The sequence below is a fragment of the Microbacterium sp. LTA6 genome (assembly GCF_045690355.1).
Lineage (GTDB): Bacteria > Actinomycetota > Actinomycetes > Actinomycetales > Microbacteriaceae > Microbacterium.
On sequence record NZ_CP147855.1, the window covers coordinates 2,005,404 to 2,030,213 of the forward strand.

General features: G+C 64.9%; 20 protein-coding genes and 1 tRNA gene. 9 read left to right on the forward strand and 12 right to left on the reverse strand.

Annotation, left to right across the window (positions count from 1 at the left end; translation table 11 throughout):
• Positions 1 to 11 precede the first annotated feature (11 nt).
• From LTA6_RS09350 to LTA6_RS09360, 3 genes are read right to left on the reverse strand one after another with little or no spacing between them, the layout of a single operon-like run.
• Positions 12 to 1,196, reverse strand: coding sequence for an amidohydrolase family protein (locus LTA6_RS09350; RefSeq protein ID WP_341977751.1), 1,185 nt, complete (start codon positions 1,194 to 1,196; stop codon positions 12 to 14).
• A gap of 48 nt (positions 1,197 to 1,244) precedes the next feature.
• Positions 1,245 to 2,228, reverse strand: a complete 984-nt coding sequence (locus LTA6_RS09355) for a proline racemase family protein (protein ID WP_341977753.1) — start codon at positions 2,226 to 2,228, stop codon at positions 1,245 to 1,247.
• A 14-nt stretch (positions 2,229 to 2,242) separates the two neighbouring features.
• The gene (locus tag LTA6_RS09360) at positions 2,243 to 3,175 is read right to left on the reverse strand and encodes an ornithine cyclodeaminase family protein (protein WP_341977755.1); all 933 of its coding nucleotides are present in this window, start codon (positions 3,173 to 3,175) and stop codon (positions 2,243 to 2,245) included.
• A 93-nt stretch (positions 3,176 to 3,268) separates the two neighbouring features.
• Between LTA6_RS09360 and LTA6_RS09365 the strand changes: the two genes are divergently transcribed.
• A tRNA-Ser gene (locus LTA6_RS09365) sits at positions 3,269 to 3,359 on the forward strand.
• A gap of 50 nt (positions 3,360 to 3,409) precedes the next feature.
• Here LTA6_RS09365 and LTA6_RS09370 read toward each other — a convergent pair.
• Positions 3,410 to 4,531: a tyrosine-type recombinase/integrase gene (locus LTA6_RS09370; protein ID WP_341977757.1), complete on the reverse strand. Its 1,122-nt coding sequence runs from the start codon at positions 4,529 to 4,531 to the stop codon at positions 3,410 to 3,412.
• Positions 4,524 to 5,102 carry a hypothetical protein gene (locus LTA6_RS09375; RefSeq protein WP_341977759.1) on the reverse strand — a complete coding sequence of 193 codons (579 nt, stop codon included), beginning with the start codon at positions 5,100 to 5,102 and terminating at the stop codon, positions 4,524 to 4,526. Before LTA6_RS09375 ends, LTA6_RS09370 begins: the two co-directional genes overlap by 8 nt.
• 128 nt (positions 5,103 to 5,230) lie before the next feature.
• On the opposite strand from LTA6_RS09375, the gene LTA6_RS09380 reads away from it, so the two are divergent.
• Genes LTA6_RS09380 through LTA6_RS09400 form a run of 5 tightly spaced genes read left to right on the forward strand, consistent with a single transcriptional unit; the run spans position 5,231 to position 7,180 of the window.
• Positions 5,231 to 5,461: a helix-turn-helix domain-containing protein gene (locus LTA6_RS09380; protein WP_341977761.1), complete on the forward strand. Its 231-nt coding sequence runs from the start codon at positions 5,231 to 5,233 to the stop codon at positions 5,459 to 5,461.
• Positions 5,451 to 5,696 carry an AAA family ATPase gene (locus LTA6_RS09385; protein ID WP_341977763.1) on the forward strand — a complete coding sequence of 82 codons (246 nt, stop codon included), beginning with the start codon at positions 5,451 to 5,453 and terminating at the stop codon, positions 5,694 to 5,696. Before LTA6_RS09380 ends, LTA6_RS09385 begins: the two co-directional genes overlap by 11 nt.
• The gene (locus LTA6_RS09390) at positions 5,693 to 6,019 is read left to right on the forward strand and encodes a glutaredoxin family protein (RefSeq protein WP_363548833.1); all 327 of its coding nucleotides are present in this window, start codon (positions 5,693 to 5,695) and stop codon (positions 6,017 to 6,019) included. The genes LTA6_RS09385 and LTA6_RS09390 overlap by 4 nt, the downstream gene beginning before the upstream one ends.
• Positions 6,006 to 6,905, forward strand: coding sequence for a hypothetical protein (locus tag LTA6_RS09395; RefSeq protein WP_363548831.1), 900 nt, complete (start codon positions 6,006 to 6,008; stop codon positions 6,903 to 6,905). The genes LTA6_RS09390 and LTA6_RS09395 overlap by 14 nt, the downstream gene beginning before the upstream one ends.
• Positions 6,902 to 7,180, forward strand: a complete 279-nt coding sequence (locus LTA6_RS09400) for a hypothetical protein (protein WP_363548829.1) — start codon at positions 6,902 to 6,904, stop codon at positions 7,178 to 7,180. The genes LTA6_RS09395 and LTA6_RS09400 overlap by 4 nt, the downstream gene beginning before the upstream one ends.
• A 220-nt stretch (positions 7,181 to 7,400) precedes the next feature.
• Here the strand turns inward: LTA6_RS09400 and LTA6_RS09405 are convergent, their stop codons facing one another.
• From LTA6_RS09405 to LTA6_RS09420, 4 genes are all read right to left on the reverse strand, one after another.
• Positions 7,401 to 8,570 (reverse strand): ATP-binding protein, encoded by a 1,170-nt coding sequence (locus tag LTA6_RS09405; RefSeq protein ID WP_363548827.1) that lies wholly within the window; start codon positions 8,568 to 8,570, stop codon positions 7,401 to 7,403.
• Between the two features lie 113 nt (positions 8,571 to 8,683).
• Positions 8,684 to 9,697: a zeta toxin family protein gene (locus LTA6_RS09410; RefSeq protein WP_363548825.1), complete on the reverse strand. Its 1,014-nt coding sequence runs from the start codon at positions 9,695 to 9,697 to the stop codon at positions 8,684 to 8,686.
• Complete coding sequence (locus LTA6_RS09415; protein ID WP_363548823.1) at positions 9,694 to 9,948, reverse strand: hypothetical protein; 255 nt, start codon at positions 9,946 to 9,948, stop codon at positions 9,694 to 9,696. The genes LTA6_RS09410 and LTA6_RS09415 overlap by 4 nt, the downstream gene beginning before the upstream one ends.
• 604 nt (positions 9,949 to 10,552) lie before the next feature.
• Positions 10,553 to 14,350 carry a P-loop NTPase fold protein gene (locus LTA6_RS09420; RefSeq protein ID WP_363548821.1) on the reverse strand — a complete coding sequence of 1,266 codons (3,798 nt, stop codon included), beginning with the start codon at positions 14,348 to 14,350 and terminating at the stop codon, positions 10,553 to 10,555.
• A gap of 242 nt (positions 14,351 to 14,592) precedes the next feature.
• Between LTA6_RS09420 and LTA6_RS09425 the strand changes: the two genes are divergently transcribed.
• A complete protein-coding gene (locus LTA6_RS09425; protein WP_407357733.1) occupies positions 14,593 to 17,013 on the forward strand; it encodes a hypothetical protein in 2,421 nt (806 codons plus the stop codon).
• Positions 17,014 to 17,169: 156 nt separating this feature from the next.
• On the opposite strand, the gene LTA6_RS09430 is transcribed toward LTA6_RS09425, so the two are convergent.
• Positions 17,170 to 17,484, reverse strand: coding sequence for a hypothetical protein (locus LTA6_RS09430; RefSeq protein WP_363548817.1), 315 nt, complete (start codon positions 17,482 to 17,484; stop codon positions 17,170 to 17,172).
• A gap of 189 nt (positions 17,485 to 17,673) precedes the next feature.
• Here LTA6_RS09430 and LTA6_RS09435 point away from each other — a divergent pair, with 189 nt between their 5' ends.
• Positions 17,674 to 20,724, forward strand: a complete 3,051-nt coding sequence (locus LTA6_RS09435) for an AAA family ATPase (RefSeq protein WP_363548815.1) — start codon at positions 17,674 to 17,676, stop codon at positions 20,722 to 20,724.
• A gap of 277 nt (positions 20,725 to 21,001) precedes the next feature.
• On the opposite strand, the gene LTA6_RS09440 is transcribed toward LTA6_RS09435, so the two are convergent.
• The gene (locus LTA6_RS09440) at positions 21,002 to 22,486 is read right to left on the reverse strand and encodes a PHB depolymerase family esterase (RefSeq protein WP_341977810.1); all 1,485 of its coding nucleotides are present in this window, start codon (positions 22,484 to 22,486) and stop codon (positions 21,002 to 21,004) included.
• A 10-nt stretch (positions 22,487 to 22,496) separates the two neighbouring features.
• Positions 22,497 to 23,330, reverse strand: a complete 834-nt coding sequence (locus LTA6_RS09445) for an alpha/beta hydrolase family protein (RefSeq protein ID WP_363548813.1) — start codon at positions 23,328 to 23,330, stop codon at positions 22,497 to 22,499.
• 227 nt (positions 23,331 to 23,557) lie between these two features.
• On the opposite strand from LTA6_RS09445, the gene LTA6_RS09450 reads away from it, so the two are divergent.
• Positions 23,558 to 24,781: an MFS transporter gene (locus LTA6_RS09450; RefSeq protein ID WP_341977814.1), complete on the forward strand. Its 1,224-nt coding sequence runs from the start codon at positions 23,558 to 23,560 to the stop codon at positions 24,779 to 24,781.
• Positions 24,782 to 24,810 lie beyond the last annotated feature (29 nt).

The following is a 24,810-nucleotide window of genomic DNA, read 5'->3' on the forward strand; positions in this document are numbered from 1 at the left end:
GGGCGCGGCGGTCAGCTCAGAACGCGACCGCCGCGCAGTACCGCTCGCCGGGATTCCTGATCCCAGAGCGCATCGGGGGAGGCGATGGGGTTGCGCGAGAGCAGCACGGCATCGCCGTAGGCGCCCGTCCGGAGATGGCCCAGCGCCGGGTCGCCGATGAGCTCCGCATTCACCGCGGTCATCGACTGCAGCGTCGCCGAAGCGCCGGATGCCTCGATCTGCAGACGCACGCCGGCCAGCTGGTCGTCCTCGAGGTCGCCCATGAGGTCGGTGCCGAACCCGACGCGCACGCCTGCGGCGAGGGCGAGCCGAACCGCCTCCTGGCCGTGCGAGAGCACGACGGCGTTCTTTGCGAGGGAGGTCTCGTTCAGCCCGATGTCGGCGCCCCGGCGGTCCAACGCGTCGTAGGCCGCGAGGGTGGGCACCAGGAAGGCTCCGGCCTTCGCCATCAGTTCGGCCGTCTCCCGATCGATCAGGTTGCCGTGCTCGATGGAGCGGATGCCGTTGTCGATGGCGTGTCGAACGGCTTCGGAGGAGTAGGCGTGCGCGGCGACATAGGTGCCGCGTCGGGTGGCCTCGTCGACGATCGCCCGCAGTTCCTCGGCGGAGTACTGCGGGTTGTGGATCGGATCGGCGAGGGAGAAGACGCCGCCGGATGCCATCACCTTGATGGCGTGCGCCCCGGTGCGGAGTCGGTTGCGCACCGCGAGTCGCAGCGCATCGACGCCGTCGACGACTTCGCACATGTGGCCATGAGCGAAGCAGACGTCGACGTGAGCCGCACGGGGGTCGCCGTGCCCTCCGGTCTGGCTGAGCGCCGGCCCGGTGAAGTGGTACCGCGGTGAGGGGAACAGATCGGCGTCGATCGCGCGCGCCAAGCCGATGTCACCGCCGGCGACGTCGCGCACGGTGGTGAATCCGCGGCGCAGGGCGGCTGTGAGCCGCTTCGTGCCGTTGATCGCGGCATAGCTGAGCGGGCCGCGCTCGTTCTCGATGCCGTCCATGCTCGTCGCGTAGGCGTGGAAGTGCGCGTCGATCAGACCGGGGATCAGCCAGCCGCCCTCGGCATCCAGAGTCTCGGCGTCGTCGCCGGGTGTCGAGGCGACGAGTCCGTCGACGATGTGCACGTCCCTGGCGACGAATGCCTCGCCGTCCCAGACTTCTGCTCCGCTGATGGTGATGGATCCGACCTGCATCCGCTTCTCCTTCGGTTCTGCTCTTGTGTGTCGTGATCCTGCGCGTGGTCAGCGCAGGCTGAAACCTTGGGGCAGAGGGTCGCCGTCGTCGAGCTCGAACGATGACGATCCGACCCGATGGGCGAGACCCGTGACCTCGGGAATCACGCCGGCCGCGGTCCGTTCGGCGATTCGGCCGACGAAGCGGGTGCCGATGATCGAGTCGTGGGTGAGTTCCGCATCGTCGGCGAGTACCCCGGATGCCGCGAGCAGCGCCACGCGCGCGGCGGTGCCGGAGCCGCACGGGCTGCGGTCGACTTCACCATCGGCGAAGACGGTGACGTTGCGCTGCCAGGGGCCGGCGGAGGTGCGGCCGAGATCGTCGAAGAGGATCGTGCCGTAGACGCCCGACAGGCGCGAGTCGGCGAGCCGGGCTGCCGGATGGTCGTTCAGTGCCCACTTGATCTCGCGCCCGATCGCGATGAGAGCCGTGGTGTTGGCCGGTGTGACGTCGAGACCGACGGAGCCGGCTGACAGCGTGGCGTAGACAGCGCCGCCGAAGACCAGATCGACCTCGACATCGCCGCGGGAGGTGTGCAGCGGGATGCCGCTCTCGAGCACTCTCGACTCGACGTTGCGGAACACGATCTGCTTGATGCGTCCGGCGCTGCGGCGCACGCGCGCCTGGACACGTCCGCTGGGGACGTCGATGGTCACCACAGTGTCGCCGTCGGGATCCGACGGCACCCGGCCGGTGCGCACCGCCCAGGCGCCGAGCGCGATCGTGCCATGACCGCACGCCGTCGAGAAGCCGTCCTTGTGCCAGAACAGTACGCCGAAGTCCGCACCGGCGTCGTCGGGGGGAGTGATGAAGCCGCCGTACATGTCGTCGTGGCCGCGCGGTTCGAGGCACAGGAATCGGCGCACGGCATCTGCCTGGCCGCTGATGGCCTCGATGCGTCGCTCGGCGACGGTGGCGCCGTCGGTGGGCACGCCCTCGACGATGCGGAATGGTTCGCCGGCGGTGTGCCAGTCCTCGGTGTTCCAGTGCATTCTCTGCTCCGTCTTCATCGGATGGCGAGGCGGGCGACGACGAGGTCCTGCCACCCCATGCCGCAGGTCTTCACAACACGTGGGCGGTCGGTCGCCGGCTGGACCTGCCCGGTGAACAACTCGTGCATGGTGACGAGGTCGTCGGGATGCAACGTTCCTGCGGCGATCGCGCCGATGACGTCGCCCGCTTCGGTCCTGGCCACGCGACGACTCTCCACGACGACCTGCGAGCGCCCGACGAGCACAGGGTCCAGCTCGGAGCGATCGGGTTCGTGCGAGCCGATCGCCACGATCGTGGCGTCGTCTCGGACGAGGTCTGATGGGAACAGGGGAGTGGAAGCCGACGTCGCGCAGACGATCAGGTCGGCGGCGCGGAGGTCGTCGAGGGTGCCCGTGCTGATCTCGGCGTTCGGCGCGTACGGCTGTGCGGCATCGACGGCGGCTCGCGTTCGGGACTCGTCACGCCCGATGATGCGGACGGTCCGCAGGTTCCGGATCGCGGCGAGTGCCTCAACATGGCGCACAGCCTGGGGGCCGGTGCCGAACACCACGAGGTCACCGGCATCGGCGCCGGCGAGCACATCGACGACGGCAGCGGACACCGCCGGGGTGCGCAGGCTTGTGAGCGCCGTGCCGTCCAGCAGGGCGGTGGGCGCCAAGGTGGCTCCGTCGAGCAGGACGTACAGTGCCTGAATGCGTTCGAGTCCGCGCGCCGGGTTCGCGGGGGCGACGGTCGCGAGCTTCTGGCCTGCGGCGCCATCGACCGCCGACGGCATCAGCAGGAGTTGGCCGTTCGGGACGTCGAGAATCGTGCGCGGCAGATCTTCTTCCGGATCGAATCCTGCGCGGAGGACAGCCGAGATCGCCGCGATGGCGTCGGCCATGCTCACGCGATCGCCGAGTTTGCGGCCGCTGACGAGGGTGAGATCCGAGAGGACGTCGGTCATGCTCCTACGCTAACGGGCGCTGTGTAATATGTCACGCATTGCCTGAGTTTGGCGGATTCGCGCGTCGGCGGCAGGTGAAGTAAGCTGTTCCGCGGTGACGTGTCCGAGCGGCCGAAGGTGCAACTCTCGAAAAGTTGTGTAGGGTAACCCCCTACCGTGGGTTCAAATCCCACCGTCACCGCCACCGAGAAAGCCCCCGAGATCCGCGGAATTACGCGGAAGTTCGGGGGCTTTTCACTTGCCGAATTCGCCTCGTGGCAACGCTTTGGCAACAACTGAGTCAGACCGAGCCTGATCGAGGGCGACCGAAACGCGGTCAAGATCGTCGTCGAAGAGATCGGCATAGGTGTCGAGAGTCATCGATGCTGAGGCGTGACCCAGCATCCGCTGCACGGCCTTCACGTTCGCTCCGGCGCTGATCGCGAGGCTCGCCGCGGTGTGGCGAAGGTCGTGCGGAGAGATCTTCGGGAACGTATGGTCCACTTTCCGTGCGCGCTTGACGGCGGCCGCGAACCAGCCGTCCTGCGACTGAGGCAGGCGATGGTGCGCGTCACGCTTGCCGAAGACGAGATCATCGGGCGACTTGCCAGTGCATGCGACGCGCAGCGGAGTCGTGAGGAACTCCGGGAACGGAACAGAACGTGTCTCATTGGTCTTCGGAGATCCGACGTGGACGGTCGCGTTCACGAGCACGGCGTTCTCCTCGATCAAGATCCGTTTGCGAACGAAGTTGACGTTCTTGACGCGGAGTCCACTCATCTCGCCCCATCGTATCCCGGTGTAGGCGAGGACGTAGACGATGGTCGGATACAGCGACGTCGATGCGAGCGCTTCGACTTGTTCGTGCGTCAGATAGGAGCGAGACCCACGAGTCTTCTTCGGGAGCCGGAGGTCACGGGCCGGATTCTGCGTGATGCGGCGATCTCGGACGGCGGCGTCTAGGATGCCGGCGATGATGCCGTGCGCGCGCAGCACGGTGGTGGCACTGTGCGTTGCCGCAAGGGCCGATACCCATGCCTGCACCTCGGAATGCCGGATGCTGCCGATCGCACGCTTTCCCCACTGCGGCTCGACGTGAATGCGCCAGGCCGACTCCACGGATCGGTATGTCGAGGGCTTCAGCACGGAGGCGCGGTCGTTCAACCATTCCGTGCCGAGCCGGACGACGCTCACTTTGGCGTCGGTCGGGTTGACATAGTCGCCACGAGCTTTCGATGTGTCGATGTGAGCCAGGTAGAGCTCAGCTTCCTTCTTCGTGGTGAAGCCGCGCTTCTGGCCTTGGGATCCGTCCGGACGTCGGTAGAGAACGCGGTATCGCCGGCCGTCTTTCGTGACGTACGCGAGAACGCTACCCACCCGCCGGTCGACCGACGTTAGACGTCATGCCGACCAGCCAGCCCGCCGCGCGGGCCTTCTGGATCCAATCCGATGCGGTGCGCTCGGGGACGTCGAGCTCGACCGCGATGAGTTTCACGGGCGGGAGATCTGCGAGGGCAGCGGTGCCGTAGAGGATCTCGACGACCTCCCAGCGCTCGTCCTTCATGCCGCGCTTCACTACAGCCTGTGCGAGCCACGGTGGAATAATGCGTCCTTCGGCGGTGGTGAGGTCCGCGACCGTCGTCCACTTCGCATCGGGGCTGTCATCGAGCTGCAGCGCGACGCAGTGCGGGATCGCGACCTGCAGGATCGCCTGCGGCGCGGAATGCTTCAGGCGATCCTCGTTGAACTCGGCGGAGACGGCTCGGTTGAGGATCGTGGTGATCACGTACCGGCCACGCTCGGCGAGGTAGTGCGCCTCGATCGTCGTCTCAACACTCGTCGTGTCATCGATCACGGTCGCGACGAACGCGGGGGCAATGCGCAGTGCGGACCCGACGGGCTCTGTGGCGTCCTGCGTCGACATCGTCTTGCCGTCAAGTGTCTTCACGTCGACCTTCACCCCCTTATTTTGCCTTACCGCACACGCATTCCGCAGATACCTCTTGACTAACCATACATCTTAGGAGTGTACTGCTGTCAAACGTCAAATCAGATCCGCAGAACGAGGTGTTTTCGATGACAACAACGACGAACTCCGACTCTGCCGCGCTGAGCCATGTCTTCCTGAGTCCAGACGAGCTCGCGGCAGCCCTTCCCGGCGTGACGAGGAACACGCTCGCGATGTGGCGCTACGAGGGGAAGGGTCCGCGCTATCGAAAGCTCGGACGCGTCGTCGTGTACGCGCTCGATGAGATCGAAGCCTGGATCGAAGAGGGGGCGCGAGAGGGCGAGCGCCATGAGCATTGACCGGGCCCCCTCGTCTCCCGATACCACCCTGCACATCATCGCGATCCTGAACCAGAGGCGCGGCTTCGGCAAGACCGCATTCATGGTGCAGCTCGGCGCGGCGCTGTCTCGTCGCTACCGCGTCCTCGTGGTCAACGTAGATCAGCGGCATTCAACGGTAAGAGGTGCGCGAGTTCCCGACGATCCACTTACGGCACCGACGGTCAACGTCGATTCGGTAGGGGTGTGGCGATGACCACCGTGACCGTCTACTCAACAGGTCCCGCATGCATCCGTTGCACGCTGACTTGCAGACGCTTGGCCGCGGTCGGCATCGGGCACACGGTGCTCGACATCACCCGCGACAACCATGCGGCGATCCGCGAGTTCCTCACCGAAGAACTCGGCTACACCGAGGCGCCGGTCGTGATCGTCGACGACGAACCGGAGCACCACTGGTCGGGCTTCCGCCCCGATCTCATCGACGCGCTCGCCGTCCACTTCCGGGGAACTGCGGCGGATGAAGTGCCGATCTGCTCGCCAAGCCTGACCAGGGAGGTAGGCCATGACCGACGATGATGACGCCCTCGACCGGGTCGAACGCGAGGTCGAGGACATTCGGTTGAAGATCGCGTACACCTACCACCAGCTCTATTTCAAGAAGGAAGCTCGAATAGAAAGCCGTCGCGCCTACGCGCGCGACTACTACGCGGAGCACCGCGAGGAGCTTCTCGAGAAGCAGCGTCAGTACCGGGCTGCACAGCGTGCCCGCGACCCGGAGCGATACAAGGACTTGCGGCGGGGGAGGGCGAAGCGCTGGAGAGATGGGCACAAGGAGCGGGAGAACGCCAAGAACAGAGCGAAGTACCGCGCCAATCCGCACCGCGAACTCGAACGGCGGGCCAAGTACTACGCCGACAACGCGGAAGAGATCAAGGCCCGGCGCCGTGCCCGGTACGCCGAGAACCGTGAGAAGGAGCTGGCCAAGCAGGCCGCGTGGCGCGACCGTGAGAAGCGTCGCCGCGAATTGGGGCTGCCGGTCCGGCGCTTGCATGTCAGCACTGCGGATGACATCGCTGCGAACGATGCGGCCGCGAACGCGTTCTTCGCTCAAGTGTGGGGCAAGCGCGCGATCAACCGCATGGTGAAAGGGCCGCCAACTCCGCCCGAACTCCTGGCCGCCTTCAAACGGCAGAGCAAGCGGATCCGCGCCGCCAGCATCCTTGCTGATAAGCGGGAGGTCCTGGAGCGGCTGGAGAAGGAACTCGGCCGCACACCGCCGGGCCCGAAGCCGAAGCCCCGGCGCAGCGCCAAGGAGATTGAGGAGGAGCGACTCGATGCGATCGGCAAACAGGTCAACGATCAACTCCGGTACCGAGAGCCCCCGCGGCGTCCGCACCACCTCGACCCCGCCGCGCCGCACCCGATGCTGCAACCGAACCAGACGATGGGAATGAGCAGATGACCCCCACGAGCGCCGTGCCTGCGATCGACCGAACCGACGTCGAGGCGACCCTCTATCGCGTCGCGGTCTCCTCGTTCACCTACTATCCCGACAAGGAAGCAGCGGAGCCCGGCTACACGATCGACGAAGACGTGGACTGGTGTCTCGCGCCGCTTGCGGGCCGGCCAGCGGGGCAGCGAAGTCAGCTACGAGCGATGATCCGAGTGATGGTCACCGAACCTACCGCGAACCGCCGGGAGTTCATCGCGATGCTCGCCGACCTCGCGGAGGGGTGAGGCGATGTGTCCTGCGCGAGACGGTTGCGGATGTCGGGCGAGCGTCTTTCCTGGTGGCTCATCGTAGCTCCCTGCGGGGTGCTCCGTTCCGGGCTTTCGCGGCATATGCTCCCTCGCTGCGCTCGGTCCGCTATTCCACGGTCCCGGCACTGCGCACCCCTCCGGTCGCGTCCGTAGCCACTTACCAGGAAGCCGCCGTAGGAGCGGTCAGACTGGGATCCTACGGCTCGACTTGCCGTCCGATGAAGGCTGCCATCCCCGGGACGGTGAAGGCGACGACGCCGTGCTCAGGGGCGAACACGAGGCCCTTGTTGATCAACGCGGCACGGACGGGGCCGATGCTCTTCGGTTTCTTGCCGAGCCGGGTCGCGATCTCGCCGGAGGAACTGCCCTCGTCGCCGTCGGCGGCCATCGCCCGGAGATACTGCTGCTCGGATGGCGTTGCCCTGTCCCAGCGGACCCGGAAGAATCCACTGTCGAGCTGGTTGTTTCCCTGGAGGATGCCGACCTCGGCATCTCGCGCGGTGATCGTTGACCCGGGCGCTGCGTTCCATGTCTCCTGTCCGTACTGCTGGATGAAGTACGGGTAGCGGCCGGATGCTGCAACCACGACGTCGACGGCATCGTCATCCCAGGATGCGTCCTCGTGCGCGGCGGGAATCGTCAACGCCTCGGCCACGACGCTCTCGTCGATTTGGTGGATCCGCGAGTACTGGAAGCGTTCGGCGTACGACTTCGCTTCGGCGAGGATCCGCGGCAGGCTGGGCAGGCCTGCAAATGCGAACAGCGCCGGCCAGTTGTCTTGGGCCGCCGCGTGGGCGATCGTGCAGAGCGTGACTAGCTCGTCGACGGCGAGGTCTTGCGCTTCGTCGACCAGGATTGCCAGGCCGACGCCTTCTTCCTCGGCAGCGTCCGCAAGATCGTGGATGAGCTTTTTCAGGTCGGTGTCCAGGATGCCGGTGTCGGCGCCACCGCCCGGTGTGCCGGAGAGGTCGAGTCCGAACGTCCACGTCCCGGTGGTGTCGTACGAGGTCTTGAAGCTGACCGCGGTCTTGAGCGCCTTCAGGAGCCGCTTCCCGGAAGAAGGCCGTGCGAGATCGGCGAGAGGCGCGTACAGCGCTTCACCGAGCAGTTCGCGCAGTGGCTTGCCCGACCCGGCTTCGATCTGCGCGACGATCCAGTCCTTCTTGAGGGCGTTGCGGCGGAATTCCGAGAGCAGCACCGTCTTCCCTACGCCGCGCAGCCCGTAGAGGACGAATGGCTGATCGGTACGCCCTAGTTCGGCGCGCTTTAACGCGATCGCCCACGTTTGCAGCGCATCGTCGCGTCCGACGAGTGCGGCCGGCTTGCGGCCCGCTCCGGGTGAGTAGGGGTTACGTACGGGATCCACGTGATGCCTCCTGCTGACGATATCGAGGAAAGTCTAGGAAGATCTAGTGCTGTCTAGTGAAATCTTAGACTCGACTAGATTCTACAAGATTTCCCTAACATCGATCCCGAACCTCAACGCGACAGCCAGCCACGTTCGGGGCCACCCGGCACCAAGATCGGCGCCGCAGCATCCACAGACTCCTCCGTCCGCAACGAACGACGCAGCAGTTCGAGGCGCGCGGATACTTTCTGCTCCATCACCGTCGCGAACTTCCCGCCCATCGGGACGTGCAGTTCCGGAATCACCTCATCCATCGCGATGGCGTGGAGCTCGACGAGCGACTCCGTCACGCCGGGCGACAGATCACGTCTGGACGTCGCGAAGTCGGTGACATGGTGCAACTCACTCAACCACTGCGTCGCATCGAATCGGATCATTCGGGCAGATTGCGCAGCCGCCAGCGCCGCACCAGCGCCGGCGAAAGCATCCGTGGCCCCCGCACGCTGCGCGTCGAAGGCTACCCGACCGTTGCGTCCGAGCACTGTGAGGCGATCCACGGATGCCGACTCTTCGATGGTGGCAACGAGCGATCGCGTAGCGGTGAACCCGCGATCATGCGTAGCCAGGCTCGTGTACTGCGCAGGAGTACCCGCATGCACCTCGCGCAAGTATCGCGAGACAACGGACATCAAGCTCTCGGCGCGTCGCGAGGCGACAACGACGATGTGCGTAGTGAATCCTTCTGACGCGAACCGTGCCGCGGTGGCCGTGGCGACCGAAGGATCGTGAAATGTTCCCTCGAGGAGCAGCGAGCGATGGTTCTCGCGGGCGAATCGGACGCAGTCGCGCACCCATCCAGCCGTAGCGCGAGAGAGGACCGCCGAGGCTTCAGGGGAGCGAGCGGCAACAAGCTTGAGGAAATGCGGATGGAACGCTCTAAGATCCTCGCCGTTCAGCGTGGCGATATAGGCCCCGGGTGCTGTGGCTATCTGCCCGATCGCCCGAGACCGGCCAGCCCCCGGTTGACCGCTCAGCAAGACGAGCGTTGGATCATCGCTTGCAACCTTCGTTGCGAAATAGAGCGGCAGGATGTCGCGCTGCAGAATCCGCTCGCGTTCGTCGTCGCTAAGTTCCCAGTCGCTCAAGAAGTCTCTCCGTCGAGTTCGCGGGAGCGGGTTTCAATCCGTGTGGCCAGGGCGGCGACGGCGGCGCGGTCGTACGCGTCGACGGTGAGAATATCGGTCCGCCAGGCCGCGATCTCAGCTCGCGCGTGATCAGCAGTTCGCGGATCTTGTGCGCCCGACCGCAGCAACAGGGCGATCAGGGTCGTCGCCGACTCCCGCATCACGTCGAAGGTGACTGCGTCGCTTGTCCGCCATGCCGAGATTGCGGCCAATCCTGCCTCCTTGTTGCCAGATTACCGGCTCTAGTCTGGGTTCTGCCGCTCAAATCGGGGACTGCGCTCCTCGACCAACCACTTAGTTCCGTCGAGCTCGAAGACCACGCCGATGTGCTGACCCACTCCAACCCGAGAAGGTCACGATGGTAGTCGCCCCGTTACACGAGTAGGACAGAGCAATAGGGGAAGCAGTCACGGCAGCGGCGGCCGAACTCCGCAATCGTCTGCTCTACAAGAGCCCGTGGCCGCAGCAATGTCGCCGATCCGACCTCCGATTGCGAGAGCCTTCCCTTCCGCTCTACTCGTTCGGCCGCGCCTCAGTTACACCCATACCCGGCCGCTCGCACCACGCCTGACGACGCGGACCTAGGGCGTGTCTGACAGGGCATCGGCCCATGCCACGGCTGCGCTAAGAACGTCGAAACCCACGTCCTTTTCGGCTGGTGGACATTTGATGCACAGCACTCATCGCGCACGCGTCGACCGCCGTGGTGCGGACGCGGCCGGCATCCGCCGGGTCGGCGCGAAACTGGGAGCGGATCGTGAAGGACGCGCAACAGCAGCCGTCGATATGCGATGAAAAGAAGCGTCTCTTGCTGACCTAGCGGAGTGCCTTCAACGCGGCGGACGCGGCGGCCTTCTTCTCGCCGATACGCCAGTTCCGACTAGCAGGCTTACGAGCCGCGGCACGCGACATCTTCCCCGGGCGCAGCGCAGCCCCCAGGGTGGCGGCAACTGCAGTGCTCGGCTCCTCGGATATCCAATGGAGCATCGCGCCCCCGACGGTCTTCGCCACGAGTTGGTCGAACTCACCATCTGTGCTGGTGGCGGCGAGAGTGATGGATGCGGCTGAAGCTTGCTGCGCGGATGAGGTGAGCTTCGACTCGACCTCCGCCCAGATGTCGGCACGTTCGGCCATATGGAGCGGAATCGTGATGAACGCCCACAGGTGCTGGTCGCCCGTCCCGCCAACATCGAGGGTGTCGGCGAGCAGGATGCGGACAGCGCCCATGTAGACGTCGTAGTCCGCCGAGGCAAACGCACGTGCGAACGACGCCCGCGCCGGAACTGGCGGCTGAAGGACAGCGATCCTCCGCAGTAGTCCAGCGACAGCCGGGTCCGCCTCGCTGGCCTCGAGCCCACGGGCTGCGACGGCGGCCATCGCGTCCTCCGATTCGGCAGATAGCGCGAGCTCCAAAGCCTTCTCGAGCGGCAGCACACGGGCCAGCGGCTGAGCGCGTGTCTTCATCGCTTCCGTCGGCTCGTCAGCGTCTAGGTGCGTGTCGATGTGCGCGGTGAAACTCGCGTCCACGAGTCCGCGATTATCGAATAGGTCGAACAGAGCCCAGTAGTCCGCTTCGGGGGCCTCCTCCACGAATGGTGTCACGGTCGCCGCCACCTCAGCCGACAGCTCCTCGGACCATGGCATCTGCGCAAGCGAGGTGAGGGCCCGCACCTCGTGCGCCCCACCGTAAGGAAGGATCCTCCCGAACGCATCGAGCAACTCCCGCTCGCAGTCCACGGAGACGCGCCCGGTCGCCATGACGAAGGCTGCCGCTTCTGTGGCGTCGGTGCTGTAGTCGATGGAACGCTGGAACATTGGGACAAGCTGCGCCATCGCCTTGTCGCCCCACTCGGTCGGTGCCCTTGCCGTCAGGATGTGTGGGGCGATACCTGAGACGAACGCGCGGGTGTCCTCATCTCCGAGCGCTGCCACCCAGGCATCGACTACGGCGGTGGACGCGGTCTCTTCCATCTGCGGGAGAAGCGCGCACATGCTTTGAACAGTTCCCCCGTATGAGACACCCTCTGCGTCGATGCCCCCAGGGTTGCGGATCCAGGCGTCGATGAGAGCTTTCGCGAGGGACGTGTGTGTCTTTGCCCCCTGCGTGACCATCGCGGTGAGGGTCGGAAGGGCGAGAGATGCCGGGTAGGTATCGGCGTCGACCCACCCGGCCAGCAGCGACGATCCGACGCTGGCAACGGAGTGCGGGTTGGTCGCGTTCTTCCAGTACCCGTACTCCGGATTCTGGGTAGTCGTGCGGATCGTGACCGCCACCAGGCCGTCCTGCATCTCGCGCACCGGTTCCGCGTCGTCGGCGAGCGACTTCTGGGCAGTCGCCGCCGATTGGAGAACTTCAGCGAGCTGTTGATCCGTGAACGTGTACGCGCGCGTGCTTTCGAGTGCGATTGCCGATTCGAGAGTGTCAACTCCAACCTCGACGGCCGCGCGAAGCGCCTTCATGTCTGCCACCGGGATCTGCTCGGACACCTGAGATGTGATCACGACAACGTTCGCGAAGTCGTCTTCGTTCGCGACAGCGGTCTCGCCTGGGTCTGACGCCAACGCGACGGCGCGTCCAAGAAGTGTGGCGGCGAACGCATCACCGAGGTCTTGGCGGGTCCAACGCTCGACGTCGCTCCACGAATCGACATGCGCAATCCGCTCTTGCGCCCAGGACGAAAACGCCTTCTCGCCGAGCACGGCGCGAATTTGAGCACGGCCGCCCCACAGTGTTTCTTCAGCGTTGACGTCGGAGGCATCCAACGCAAGTCGGACCAGGGTCTTCGCGTCCTCCGGGGACGCGGATTCGGCGAGCACGAGCGCACCAGCGACGTCGGTCACAGCTTCGGACCGGCGGTTCGCGGCGGCGGCCACCGCGCGGGCAACCTCCTGATCCTGAAGTGCGGGGGTGGCTTGCGCGGCCTGGATGACAGCGGATGCGGCGTTCGTGATCTCGGGGTCTTCGAGCTCACGCAGGACCGATACCAGCAGCTCTCGGAACAGAGCGACCGCGTCGGTGCCGGCCGAGTGCGCTGCGTTGGCAAGGTCTGCGAGTGCAGCGGACTGGTTGTTTGCGAGAGCGGAACGGAGCTCGCGTGCTTCCGCGTTCCCGAGCGTCAGGCTGAAGCGGTCCTGCCCGAGGTAGAAGAACGGGAACAGATCGACATTCCCAGGCACCCATCCAGCAGTGCGGGCGAGGTACTTGTAGAGGGGCCGATTCTTCGCCTGCGGGAACGCGCTCAGCTTCGAGAATTCCGTGTCACCCTCGCCGAGGGACGACGCCCGGGATCCGATATCGACGAGCGCCAAATCGTTCAGCGCCGCCTTGAAGAACGACGCAAAATCCGTCTTCAACACCACGACGCGAGCCAGGACATCTGGGTGCGCGGTGACAGCCTCCGCGCGGAGGGAGCGGCGCCCTTCGCGCTTCTCGCGTGCGAGCGCGAGGCGGTAGTCGCTACTGAACGCGTTGATGAGGCGGACGACGTGGCGAGGGTCGGCGACGTCCTCGTAGACGAGCATCGAGATGACGTCGTCCACGCGCGTATCGAGCTTAGCGGCGAGTGCCGGCGCCTGCGTGCGGAGTACGTCGCGGGCGTAGTCGCGAAGGTCTGGACTCTCGTGAACGGGTACCTCTTGGCGGAGAGTGAAGAGCCGGTTGAGGAAGTCCTGGGCGTGTTCCCCGTCCAACTTGCCGTCGGTGTCCAGCGCCCCTCGGATGATCTTCTCGGCGACGGACACGATGAAGACCGGCCGGAGGTCTTTCTTGCAGGTTAGTTGGAAACTCCGGATGGCGTTCAAGGCCTCGAGGATCTGCTGCTTGGAGAGGCGGTCGATATCGTCGACAGCCACAACAAGGCGGTGCTTCGCCTTCGACGCGAGCGTGGCGAACGCCCGCTCATGCTCGTCAGCGGCCTCAACCCGGGGCCGCTGGGTGACGCTTGTGCCAGGAGTGAGAAGCGATGTGAAATTAAACTCGCTGCCGCTGAGTTTCGTAATGAACCAGATCAATGGGACGAAGACAGTTGCGCTTGTGAAAAGAGGCACGGCGAACTTCTGGAGGTTCTCCCAAGCCTCCGCTCCTACAACCGCGGCGATGGCTCCGGAAGCGATGAGCGCGATGACGATAACCGCCAGTGTGAGCAGGATGAAGCCCGTGCGCGTCATCTTCAATTTCGCCTGGAACTTCGTAAAGATGCGCCCGAGCGGAGAGTTCGCGGGGTCGCTGATGGTGATGGTCTGAGCGCTACGTAGCGGCTCGAGGATTTCCTCTGCGTCCGACGCCTTGATCTCTCCCGCATCGACGAGCGCCTCCGCGAACCCATAGACAGCTGCACGATGGAACCCGACCGGCTCGTGACGTTCGGCCGACATACGAACGACACGGAGCTTCTTGTGCCCAACGAGCTTCGCCTGGAGAAGCTGGATGATGGTGCTCTTACCGACACCAAACTCGCCGAACAGGCCAATCATCCGCCGATGCACGCTTGGCTCAGTCACCATGCGGTAGAGGTTGTCGGCGATGTCGTTGTGACCGAATGCGTCCTTCTCGACGTCGCTGATGGGCGCGTCGATGACGAACCAATTGTCGGGGGTGCTCGCCTCGGCGTTCATGGCTCTCCTCTGAGTGGTCGTGGCGCCGGACGGCATCGGGCACAGATTATCGAACGTCTCGACGTTCCCGGTGGAATGATGGAACGTGGCGTGCTGCGTTGTGATCACTCGTGCGGTCCGCCATCGTGTGCACCTCCGCGAGCGCACCCGAGGACGGGCGATGCCGTTACTCGCGAGGATCATTCCCTTCGCATGTACTGTGTGAATCGGGGCGCCTAAGGGGGCGTAGACCGGGGGTTACGATGTCTTCTTCAGGTGCACGTACGCGGACGGAGCTGGCGGCCGACTACCCGGACGAGGAGTGGCGCGAGCGCTTCCTCGATCTGCGCACTCTGGTCCATATTCTGGCTCACTCCATAATTCCGTCGGGCTTCAAAGCATCCGACGAGTTGAACCGTGCGATCGTCCTCTCCGATTCAGGCAAGAAGCTTCGGCATCAGTTGGTCGCCAATGAGTCTGTCGAAACCAAGGACGCGAATCTGCTGTGTCTGCTGACGCTGACCCACGTTGACCCGCTCATCGATATCGAACGCATCGACATGGGCAAGCTCGTTGACGCGGTGTCCGAGATGATTCGGGACAAGCGCATCCTGTACCCGATGATCTTCGGGCGCGGTCTCTACGACGAAGCCGTAGCCCTCTTTCCGGAGGAGCGCGACGAGCTCAAGCACGGCGACACAATGCGACTGCTCCAAGATAAGCCGCAGGGCGTCTTCCACGACGGCCACTACCTCATCGGCCCGTTCGGGCTCCAGCGGCTGGAGTTCGAACGAGATCTCCATCCGTCTACGGACATCCCGCTGCAGCACTGCAGCGATATCTCCTGCACTGCGATCCACAACGTCGGTCTCTCCACCAGTCGCGAGGCTGGAGTGAACCAGCACCGGCCGCTCGCGAGCAAAATGCTCCGTCAGTTCGCCAACGAGCCATCCGACTGGTCCGGCTTCGCGGCGGATCTCATCGAAGAACGATACAACCCGTATGAGATCAACGACGCCTCCACGCTGCCGTTCCTGCTCGGGGATGGGCTCCACGACACCGAGCTGAGGAAGCTCCTCAAGCGAGTCGTGGACACATCAGACGGGCGCACTCGAACGTGGGCTTCGTCGTTCGGGTTCTCCGGTGACGTCGATAAGTGGTCAGCCGAGCTCGACCGCGCCAGTCTCCTGAACCTCCTTCTCACCGAACCCGACGATGCACTGGCCGAGGCTCTCGACGCCGCAGTGCAGGAGGGTGAGATCGAGGTGCCCGACGGTGAGGTCCGTAAACCCGTCGTGAACCATCGGGCGCGATCCGGCGCTTGGGGACTTCGGTCCGAGCTGAGCTCGATGGGCTATCGGATCATGCCTGGTAGCTCAACCGTGACACTGTTGCGTCTCACGTCCCTTGCTCGTTCTCTCTTCGATCCCGAGTCTGCGGACGAGATGAACGACCTTGCATGGCTACTCCGCGGACACCCGGGAACGACCACGGAGGAGCGGTTGGAGAGCTTCCTGCGCACCGCGAGTCCGCGGGAGATCCTCTCAACCTTGGTCCTTTCAAGGGAAGGGAACGCGAAGAAGGCTGCGGAGGTCCTCGGACTCAACATCGGCGGGAATGACGATAGCTTCCTGGACGCGATGCTCTGGAAGTTGGGTTTCGTTCCGAACCGTAGGCCGGACATCCGCGATGCCTATTGGCGGAACCACAACACCCTGGAGAAGTTCGTCGTCACTCCGCTCAAGACCAATGACTCGGCCGAAGAAGCGCTGCGTAAGGTCGCCGTCAATTACTTCGTCGCACTCGAACGCCACCTCTTCGATTCGCTCATTTTCGCCACATGGGCGCTCCTCACTGACCATTCGATGGCTGGGAGACCGTTCGAGTTCCACCTGCAGTCGGCTCGCGACTTCACCATCGCGACGCTCAATAGCTCCGTCGAACGCAAGGACGGCGTGGAGCGCAACGACCTGCGCGAGGGTCCTGTGCTCGCGGAGCTCGTGCAAGGGTTTATGCGGCTGTCTAACCACCTCGAAAGCCTGCGGGGTCGGGAGGACGACTTCCGCCGTGAGAAAGACGAATACCCGCGGTTCGTAAAGCAGACGGACCTGCAGCGTTTTCCCTTCGAACACACGATTCCTTACCTCGATCTGACAGCCTCATCGCAGGTATCCCTGAGGAAGACCTTGCGTGACGTCAGCACTCGACTAGGCGACTCCGGCATTCTCAGTGCCCGCAACGGCCTGCTCCACGCGGAAGGCAAGCAGCGGACCCCCACCACAGAGGAAGTGAACTCTGCCTTGGACCGTGCCCGGGAGGTGCTCCGTTCCTTGGAGCAGATCGGGTGCGTGCGAGTGACCTTCGAAGTGGTCTCGAGCGAGACGGATCAGTGGGGTCGCAGCAGTACGCTACTGTCTGCGAACGGCACGGAGATCCGCGTGGCGGGTCCCTCCAGTTACGAGCTGCTCGGGATGCCTTCACTGCACCGCAAGGTGTACTTGATGCAGGGTGCCGTCTTCGCCGCACCGAACGAGATGCTGAGGTTCCGAGAAGGATTCGATTCCCTTTACGCCGGTTACTGGCGCGACTTCGTTCGGCGGCCTGAGCCGGCAAACCGAGCCTCTGCCGCACAGATGGCAGATTCCGGAGCGGACGTTGAGGCGCCCGCGGCAACTGGCGCATGACCTGACCGATAGATTTCCGCTGGCGGAAAGTCTGGCTCGATGTACGGTCGCCGGTGGTGGCTGTGGTGATCAGCGTCCGCCATCGCCCCTAGCGACGGGGCCGCGGTTCGGTCAACCCATCTGATGGAGTCGAGAAATCGCCAGTCCAACTTAACCTCATTGACTCCACACCCAGGCGTCGTTTCGCGCGTCCCGTAACTCCTCCTCGAGGCGCCACTCGTAGAGCAGCGTGATGTTGCGGGGCGCGTCCTCATCGAGAAGCGTGACGTTCAACCACTGCGCCCATGCCCACGGCGATTTCACCCTGGCCTGAAGGACGAGAAGCACCTCCTGCAGCACTTCGACCACCTTGCCGCCCAGTAGCCGGAACGACGGGAAGAGATAGACGTCGTCATCGTTGTGCAGCATGAGGAGTCGTAGATTGTTCCCAGCCTCCATGACCTCTGCCTCTGCCCCGAGGGTGCGGGCCATGCTCAATATCGTGTAACAAGGGCCAACGATTCTCGCCCACGGGTTGGGCTCATCCGCGGTCATGGCTTCTCCTCATGGATCTGAGCATCACGAATTCGTGAATTCACGAATTCACGAATTCACGAATGCACGCAGGCACTTTCTGTGGAACTCGTTTTGAGTTGAGCAAGAACGGCGTAGTGTGGATGTGTGCGAGGAGGTCTCGAGCGCTGGAAACGGGGTGTCGGATCGCAGGGTGTTCGACAGGCGCTCGGGTACGCGCTCAAGGGCTCGTGTGACTCCCACCTCCGCGAAGCGACGGGAGTCAATGCGCTTGCCGGCTACAGCGCCGCCGCATCGGTTGGCGTCACCCGTTTCACGGTCGAAGCGGGAATCATCACAATCGACGCGCTCGACGAGACCCAGCTGCGCCGCTGGGTCGAGGGCCGCGATCCAGATACCGGTGAGCTCCGCGGACGCGACCTAAGTTCCCCGGACGCGGATCTGATCCTCGACGGGACCATCAACGCTCCGAAGTCGTACAGCATCGCCGCACTGATCAACGAAGACCTCGCGCGAGAGCTCGAACTCCTACAGGACCGCCTCCGGGATCGGATCATCACAATCTGGCAGCGAGAACTGAATGCGCGGCGCGGCGCCGGTGGGCGCATCCGTGAGTCCCTCCACCGCATCGAGGTCGTCGAACTACAGCATCGACGTTCACGGGCGTTGGACCCGCACATCCACCGGCACCTGTGGCTGAACGTCAAGGTACAGGGCGACGACGGCCAATGGTCTAACGTCGACTCTCGCGTGGCGATGAGGTTGCATACCGTCATCAACGCCGAAGGCGAACTCGCTGCACGCACCGATCCGGAATGGATGGCCGCACTCGCCCGCCACGGGTACTCGCTCAACTCCGAGGGCGAGATCGCAGCACTCGCCCATGCGGTGCGCCCGCTGTCGCGCCGGTCGACGCAGATCGAATCGAACCGGTCCATGCTGCTCGTGGCCTGGCGGCGGGAGTATCCGGGACAGGAGCCGAGTCCTGACCAGGTGCACCGGATCGACCGGCTCGCGTGGGCGAGAGCCCGACCGAACAAGCCCGGCGACCTGGACGAGACGGCATGGGAGAAACTCATCGCCGGTGAGCTTGGCGCGATAGATTCTGACCTGTTGCGCGCCCGTCGCGAGGTACCATTTCGCGCGGTCTCTGTCGAAGGTCTGGATCTTGACTTGCTAGCAGCGCAAGCGATCGTCGAGGCGGATGCGCGGTCAGCGTGTTGCGGAGGAAGGTTCAGCCTGTTCGACGTCAGAGCTGGCGCGACGCGTGCGCTCGCGGGTTGCGGCGTCGTCGCCCCGCGCGATCACCTGCAACGAGTGATCGACGATGTCATCGACCGCGCCCTCAGATTGGCCACCGACTTATTGAAAGATGAGGCAGAGCGCCCAGCGCACGTGAAGGCATACATGGCGTCCACGACCGCTCGGCTGAAAGTCGAGCTGGGCGCACGGTTCGACGCGCTGAGCCGTGCGGGCGAGGCCATCGGCAGTGACGTGATCGTTCGGATCGCCGCTCAGGTCCTCGACGAGTACGTCGTGCTCGATGAGCGACAGGTGCAGGCCGCGGCGGCGATTGCGGGGACCGATCGACTGGTATCGGTGACGGGGCCGGCTGGCGCGGGGAAGACAACGATGCTGCGGGTCGCGAAAGTAGCAATCGCGCGGCAGGGGTATCGGATGCTGGTGGTCGCGCCGACCAAGAAAGCGGCATCCGTCGCCGAGCGTGAGATCGGTACTTCCGCGTCGAGCCTGCACGCGCTCCTCGCCGATCACGGGTTCCGCTGGGGGCGAGACCAGGCGGGAGCCGAAGCGTGGAGTCGCCTCGCTGTAGGCGACGTCGATCCCGCGACGGGGATCGAGTTCGCCGGACCTCGACGGTTCCTGCTGGCTGGAGGTGATCGGGTGGTGGTGGACGAGGCGGGCATGGTCGACCTGCAGACTGCGACGGCGCTGGCGACCGTCGCGGACGAGACGGGAGCCGGCGTCGCGATGGTCGGAGATCATCTCCAAGCACGTCCGGTTGGGCATTCCGGGGCAATGGCTTCGATGACGCGTCGGGCGACCGCGGTCGTGGAGCTGACGGCGGTGCATCGATTCATGGATCCGGACTACGCGGCGCTGACGCTGCGGATGCGGGAGCCGGCATCCAAGGACGTGGCTCTCGCCGTCGCCGCCGAACTCGACGGGCGTGGTTTGATTCGTCGCGTCTCCGATCACGACCAGGCGCGAGAGGAAATGATCGATGCCTACTTCCGATGGGCTGCCAACAACGGTCGCGTGGCGTTGGTCACCAGCAGCAACGAGGAAGCCGATGCGATCAACGAGAGGATCCAGCAGCGTCGCCTCGACCGCGGACAGTTGGGTGACACGCGCATCGTCGTCGGGCAGCGGGAGCAGCGACTTCTGGAGGGCGACATTGTCCAGACTCGTCGCAACGATCGACGGACGGGCGTCGAGAATCGAGCAGTCTGGGTCATCCGCAACATCGGGCCACGGGGAGTGGAGCTCGTGAGCCTCGGCGACAGCGGCGATACCTGCACGGTCGCGCATGAGTACACCGCCGAGCATGTGCACCTCGCATACGCGTCGACGGTGCGCGGCATTCAAGGGGAGACGACGGATGCCGCGATCGTCGGGCCTGGCGTCGACGCAGCGGGCCTCTACGTCGGGATGACTCGCGGTCGGGCACACAACGTGGCGATCACTGTTGCGCGCACGGATGCGGAAGCGCTGGATCAGACTGCCGACAGCATGATGCGCGGTATTCCAGAGGTGAGTATCGAGGACTCGATTCGGGCGGCGCGGATCGAACTCGGGCGGGCGGCGCGAGTGGGTGATCCCGTGAGGGGTCCGGTGCCCGGATTGGGTGACCGGCTCGTGCGTCAGGATATTTCGATCCGTGCCGCAATGGCGAAGCTTCTCGAGACGGATGCCCGTATCGCGGCGAAGGATTCGTCGGCGCATGGCCGCAAGAGTGGTGCAGAAGTCGATTCGTTGACGAACGCGCGTGCGGAGCTCGTTGCGCAGTACGAAGCGCGAGCCGACGAGTACTCGGAGCTTACTCGCCAGTACGGCGGCCGCCTACACGTCGATGGCGGTCGCTCTGGCCAGAGCCTGATGGGTCAGTCGGCGCACGATCACTCTGGGGTTTCCGACACTCGAGTTCCGTTGGCCGACGGTTTGTCCCTGGAACGATGACGCGAACACTTGCTGGGACGCGGTATTCACGCGGGATTCCGTTCCGGCGCGGCTGGCGGTGTTGCGGACGTGCATGGGGAGAAACCCGATTCCGAGCAGTGGACTGCAACCTTTAGGTCCCTAGGAATCTCGGGACGTCATTGAGCCTCCCGCGGGGGAGATCAAGGGCGGCACGGGTGAAGCGCCCCCACCGCAGGCGGAAGTTGGCGGAGATTGGGATCGACTCGTTGCCGATCCTGTCTCATCTGAAGTGTCAAGACTGGCCACTCTGACGGGCTTACTCGTGAGATAGCAGGAGATCGGCGATCAGGCGGGCCATGTTTCCTGACAGCTGCGAGTGGTGATCAGTTACGTACACGACGCCGGAATGTGTGGAGGCTCGGAAGTCGAGGATGGCTTCGGCGAGCCACTGCACGGGAAGGCAGAGAACGCCATCTCGCCAGACCGCTTCCGCGAGCATCGCTGTGATGCGCCCATCGACCACGCAGCCGATGGCTCCACGGGCGAACTGTAGCGTGCGTCCGTCCTTAAGCGTGAGCTCCGCGACTCGCCCATCGTCGTCGTCAGCGAGTGTCGCGTCGAAGACCTCCGCGAGCAGATCGATCGGCGCGAACACGTAGCTGCCGCGGGACAGCGTCGATCCGCCCCGGCCGTGGTACTGGACCGAGTCCCAGACGAAGGCCGGGGTCGACATCGGCACTCTCCGACCCGACACCCACGCCTTGGCGCGCCCCGCCGCGACGGCGAGAGCAAATGGATCCCCGGTGCGCGGCAGCAACGACTCGTCGCGGACGATCGACCCGTCCGCGTCGCGGCGAACCCCGGAGAACAAGTGGTCCCAGACCAGCTCGGCGTCGTCGAAGGTCTGGCCGTGGTCGCGGTTGTGCACGTCACGGAACACCACGTCGGCATGCGCACCGCGATAGAAGGCGAAGTTGTCCGTACCCCTCACCGCGATCACGGGCGGATCGGTCACGCCGTTCAGGCGCAGCCAATAGTTGCGATTGGCGACGACCACCGAGGGGATGTCGTCCGAGTAGTACGTGCCCGCCAGATCGAGATCCAGGCGCGACTCCCACACGGCCAGGGGGCCCGCTTCATTGATGATCTCGCCGTCGGCGTCGAACAGCATCGCGGGGTCGGTGGGACCCCCCGACCCCGCGACACCCGCCAGGACACCACCCAAATGTCGCGCGAACTGCGAGGCCATGATGTTTCCCGCCGACATGCCATGCACGAAGATCCGCTCGCGATCGATGTCGTACTCTTGAGCCATCCGCTCGATGAGCGCGCGCACGAACTGCAGGTCATGATTGGCCTCGACGGATGCCGCGGGTGCGGGCAAGTAGAGGCCTTCCGGGTTGGGCCTGGTCATTCTGGCGACATGCTCCGCCGCGACATCGATCGCCCACATCCGTCGCTCGTGCGCGTCGGGAAAGACCACAACGAAGCCCTCGCGCTCGGCGACCGCCGTCCACGACGAGTAGACGGCCTGCCCCCAGCCGGTCATGAGGCCGCCGTGCAGCGAGATCACGAGCGGCAGGGCAACACCCGGCCGACAGCCGCTCGGCACGAAGGTGTACCAGGTGTCCTCGACGCCGTCGACGAGAACCTCCCGATGCTCGGTCAGCCCTGCGGGATACGGCTGCGAGTTGTTGCCGTTCTCGTTGACGACGATGTCCGAGTGCTTGAGCGACTCCGGGAGGTAGTCGCGATTGGCGTCGTCCGGCGTCCCGGGCAGAAGACGGATGGCGGAGTTCATGCCGACTCGCTCAGACCGCGTCGTGGTCGATGTCGCGCAGCCCGAAGAACTCGAACGCGTCGCGCACCGCCACATCCCAGAAGTCCCATTCGTGCGCGTAGCCGTCGCGGACGAGGAACTCGGCGTCGAGGCCTATCTGCTCGGCGTGAGCGCGGAACGGACGCAGGTCATCCATGACGTAGTCGTCGTCGGCCCCGCACGCGAAGAGCAGGCGCGGCAGCTCCCCGGATGCGGCGCGCTCGTCGATGACGCGCCAGGTGTTGTCCGGCGAAGCGAGGAACGCGTCCAACCCGCCGGCGTTTTCGATCGACCGCGAGAAGCGCTCGGCGACAGGGCCGTCCGACGCCAGGTACTCCGGCGTGAGCGTGGCAAAATCGCGCGGCGAAGCGGACAGCGCTGCCGCCGCAGCGAAGCGCTCCGGATTGTTGACCGCGTACGTGATGGTTCCCCGGCCGCCCATGGACAGTCCGGCGATGAAGTTGTCTTCACGTCGACTCGAGACCGGGAACCAGTTGTGCACCAATGGCATCAACTCGTCGAGCAGGTAGTCGTACATGTTATAGCCGAGCATCGCGCGGCTCCAGTTGGCGTAGCTGGTGTTCATCGCGCTCGGCATGACCACCGCGACCCGCTTTTCGGTGGCGTACCGCTCGACGTTCGTCTTGCGCACCCAATCGGTGTGGTCACCGTAGGTGCCGTGCAGCAGCCAGACGACGGGCAGATCGGTGGTCGCACCATAGAACTCCGCCGGCTCTCCCTCCCTCGGCATGTCGGGCAGGATCACGCTGAACTCCTGATTCACGCGCAGGTGCTTGCTCGCCATGTTCATCGTCAGCAGTGCCATCTGTCCTCCTCGAGCTGGTGCGGCCGGCTCGGGTGCGATGCCGTCGTGGCCGTAAGAACACTATGCCCAGTGACCCTCGGCCGTGTCAGCCGCCGGGTGGCGGATTCTACGACCGCGATTGCGGTCGAGGGGCGGCTCAGCGGCACCCGCAGTGCGCATCAGGATGGCTTGGGGGAGCGCTGAACACCATGGCGCCCAGGGAGGCTGAACGTGCGAGGTATGTCGTGATGACGCGCGCCGGTGGCTCGCCCCGCATCTGGACGGGGCCTTTCGTCGCGCTTTTCGCGATCAATCTCGTCATCACCTTCGCGCAGTTCATGACCATTTCCCTGATTCCCAAACTCGCCGTGTCGCTCGGCGCCACGTCGATCACGGTCGGCGTCGTCACAGGGATCTTCGCCGTGACCGCCCTCGCGGTGCGGCCGGCGGTGGGATGGGCCACGCTGAAGGTGCGGCACTCGTACCTTCTGATGGGCACGCTCGCCCTGATCATCGTCGCCTTCGTGCTCTACGGAATCTCCGACAGTATCCCGGTGCTGATCGCCGCCCGCCTTCTCCACGGCGCAGCCATGGGCTTCCTCGCACCGGTGACGCTGGCCCTGGCCAGCAACGCCCTGCCCGCGTCGCGGATGGCGCAGGGCATCGGCGTCTTCTCGCTGGGCCAGGCTGTCAGCACCGCCGTGGGGCCGTCGGTCGGCCTGTGGCTGCTGGAGACGTTCGGGTCCCTCCCGTCCTTCCTCCTGGGCGCGGTCCTGCTGCTGGGCGCCGCGGTCGCGGCCGGGTTCATCCGCTCGCCGAGGCCCGGGCCGGCTGCCGAGCAGCGTTTCGGCTGGCGATCCTTCATTGCGGTCGAGGCGATCGTCCCGGCGACGGTGATGCTCTGCCTCGCCGGAGCCTTCTCGGGTGTGAACGCGTTCATCGTGCTGTACGGCGAAGCGCGCGGCGTCGCTCAGATCGGGCTGTTCTTCGCCGCGTACGCGGTGTTCATCCTGCTGTCGCGGCCGCTGGCGGGGCGTCTTGCCGACACCTACGGTCTCACGGTGGTCATCGTGCCCGGACTGCTCATGTTCGCGGTGTCCTTCATCGTGATCAGTCAGGTGACGACTCTCACGGGCTTCCTGATCGCCGGCGCGATCTCGGCGCTCGGTTACGGGATCTGCCAGCCGGCCATCCAAACCCTGTCGCTCATGTCTGTCAGCCCGGAACGGCGAGGCGTAGCCAGCAACACGAACTACATCGGAATCGACCTCGGCTATCTTCTGCTACCTGTCGCGGCGGGCTGGATCGTGACGGCGAGCATGGATGCCGGCGCCGCGACCTCGGACGCGTATTCGATGATGTATCTCGTCCTGATCGTGCCGATCGGAATCGGCCTGCTGGTCTTCCTGCTCTTCGGACGCGGCTCCCGGGGCCCCGGCCACGCCGAACCTCTCGTCGAACTCGACGAGTGACCCCTACCCACCCGGATCGGAACCCACCA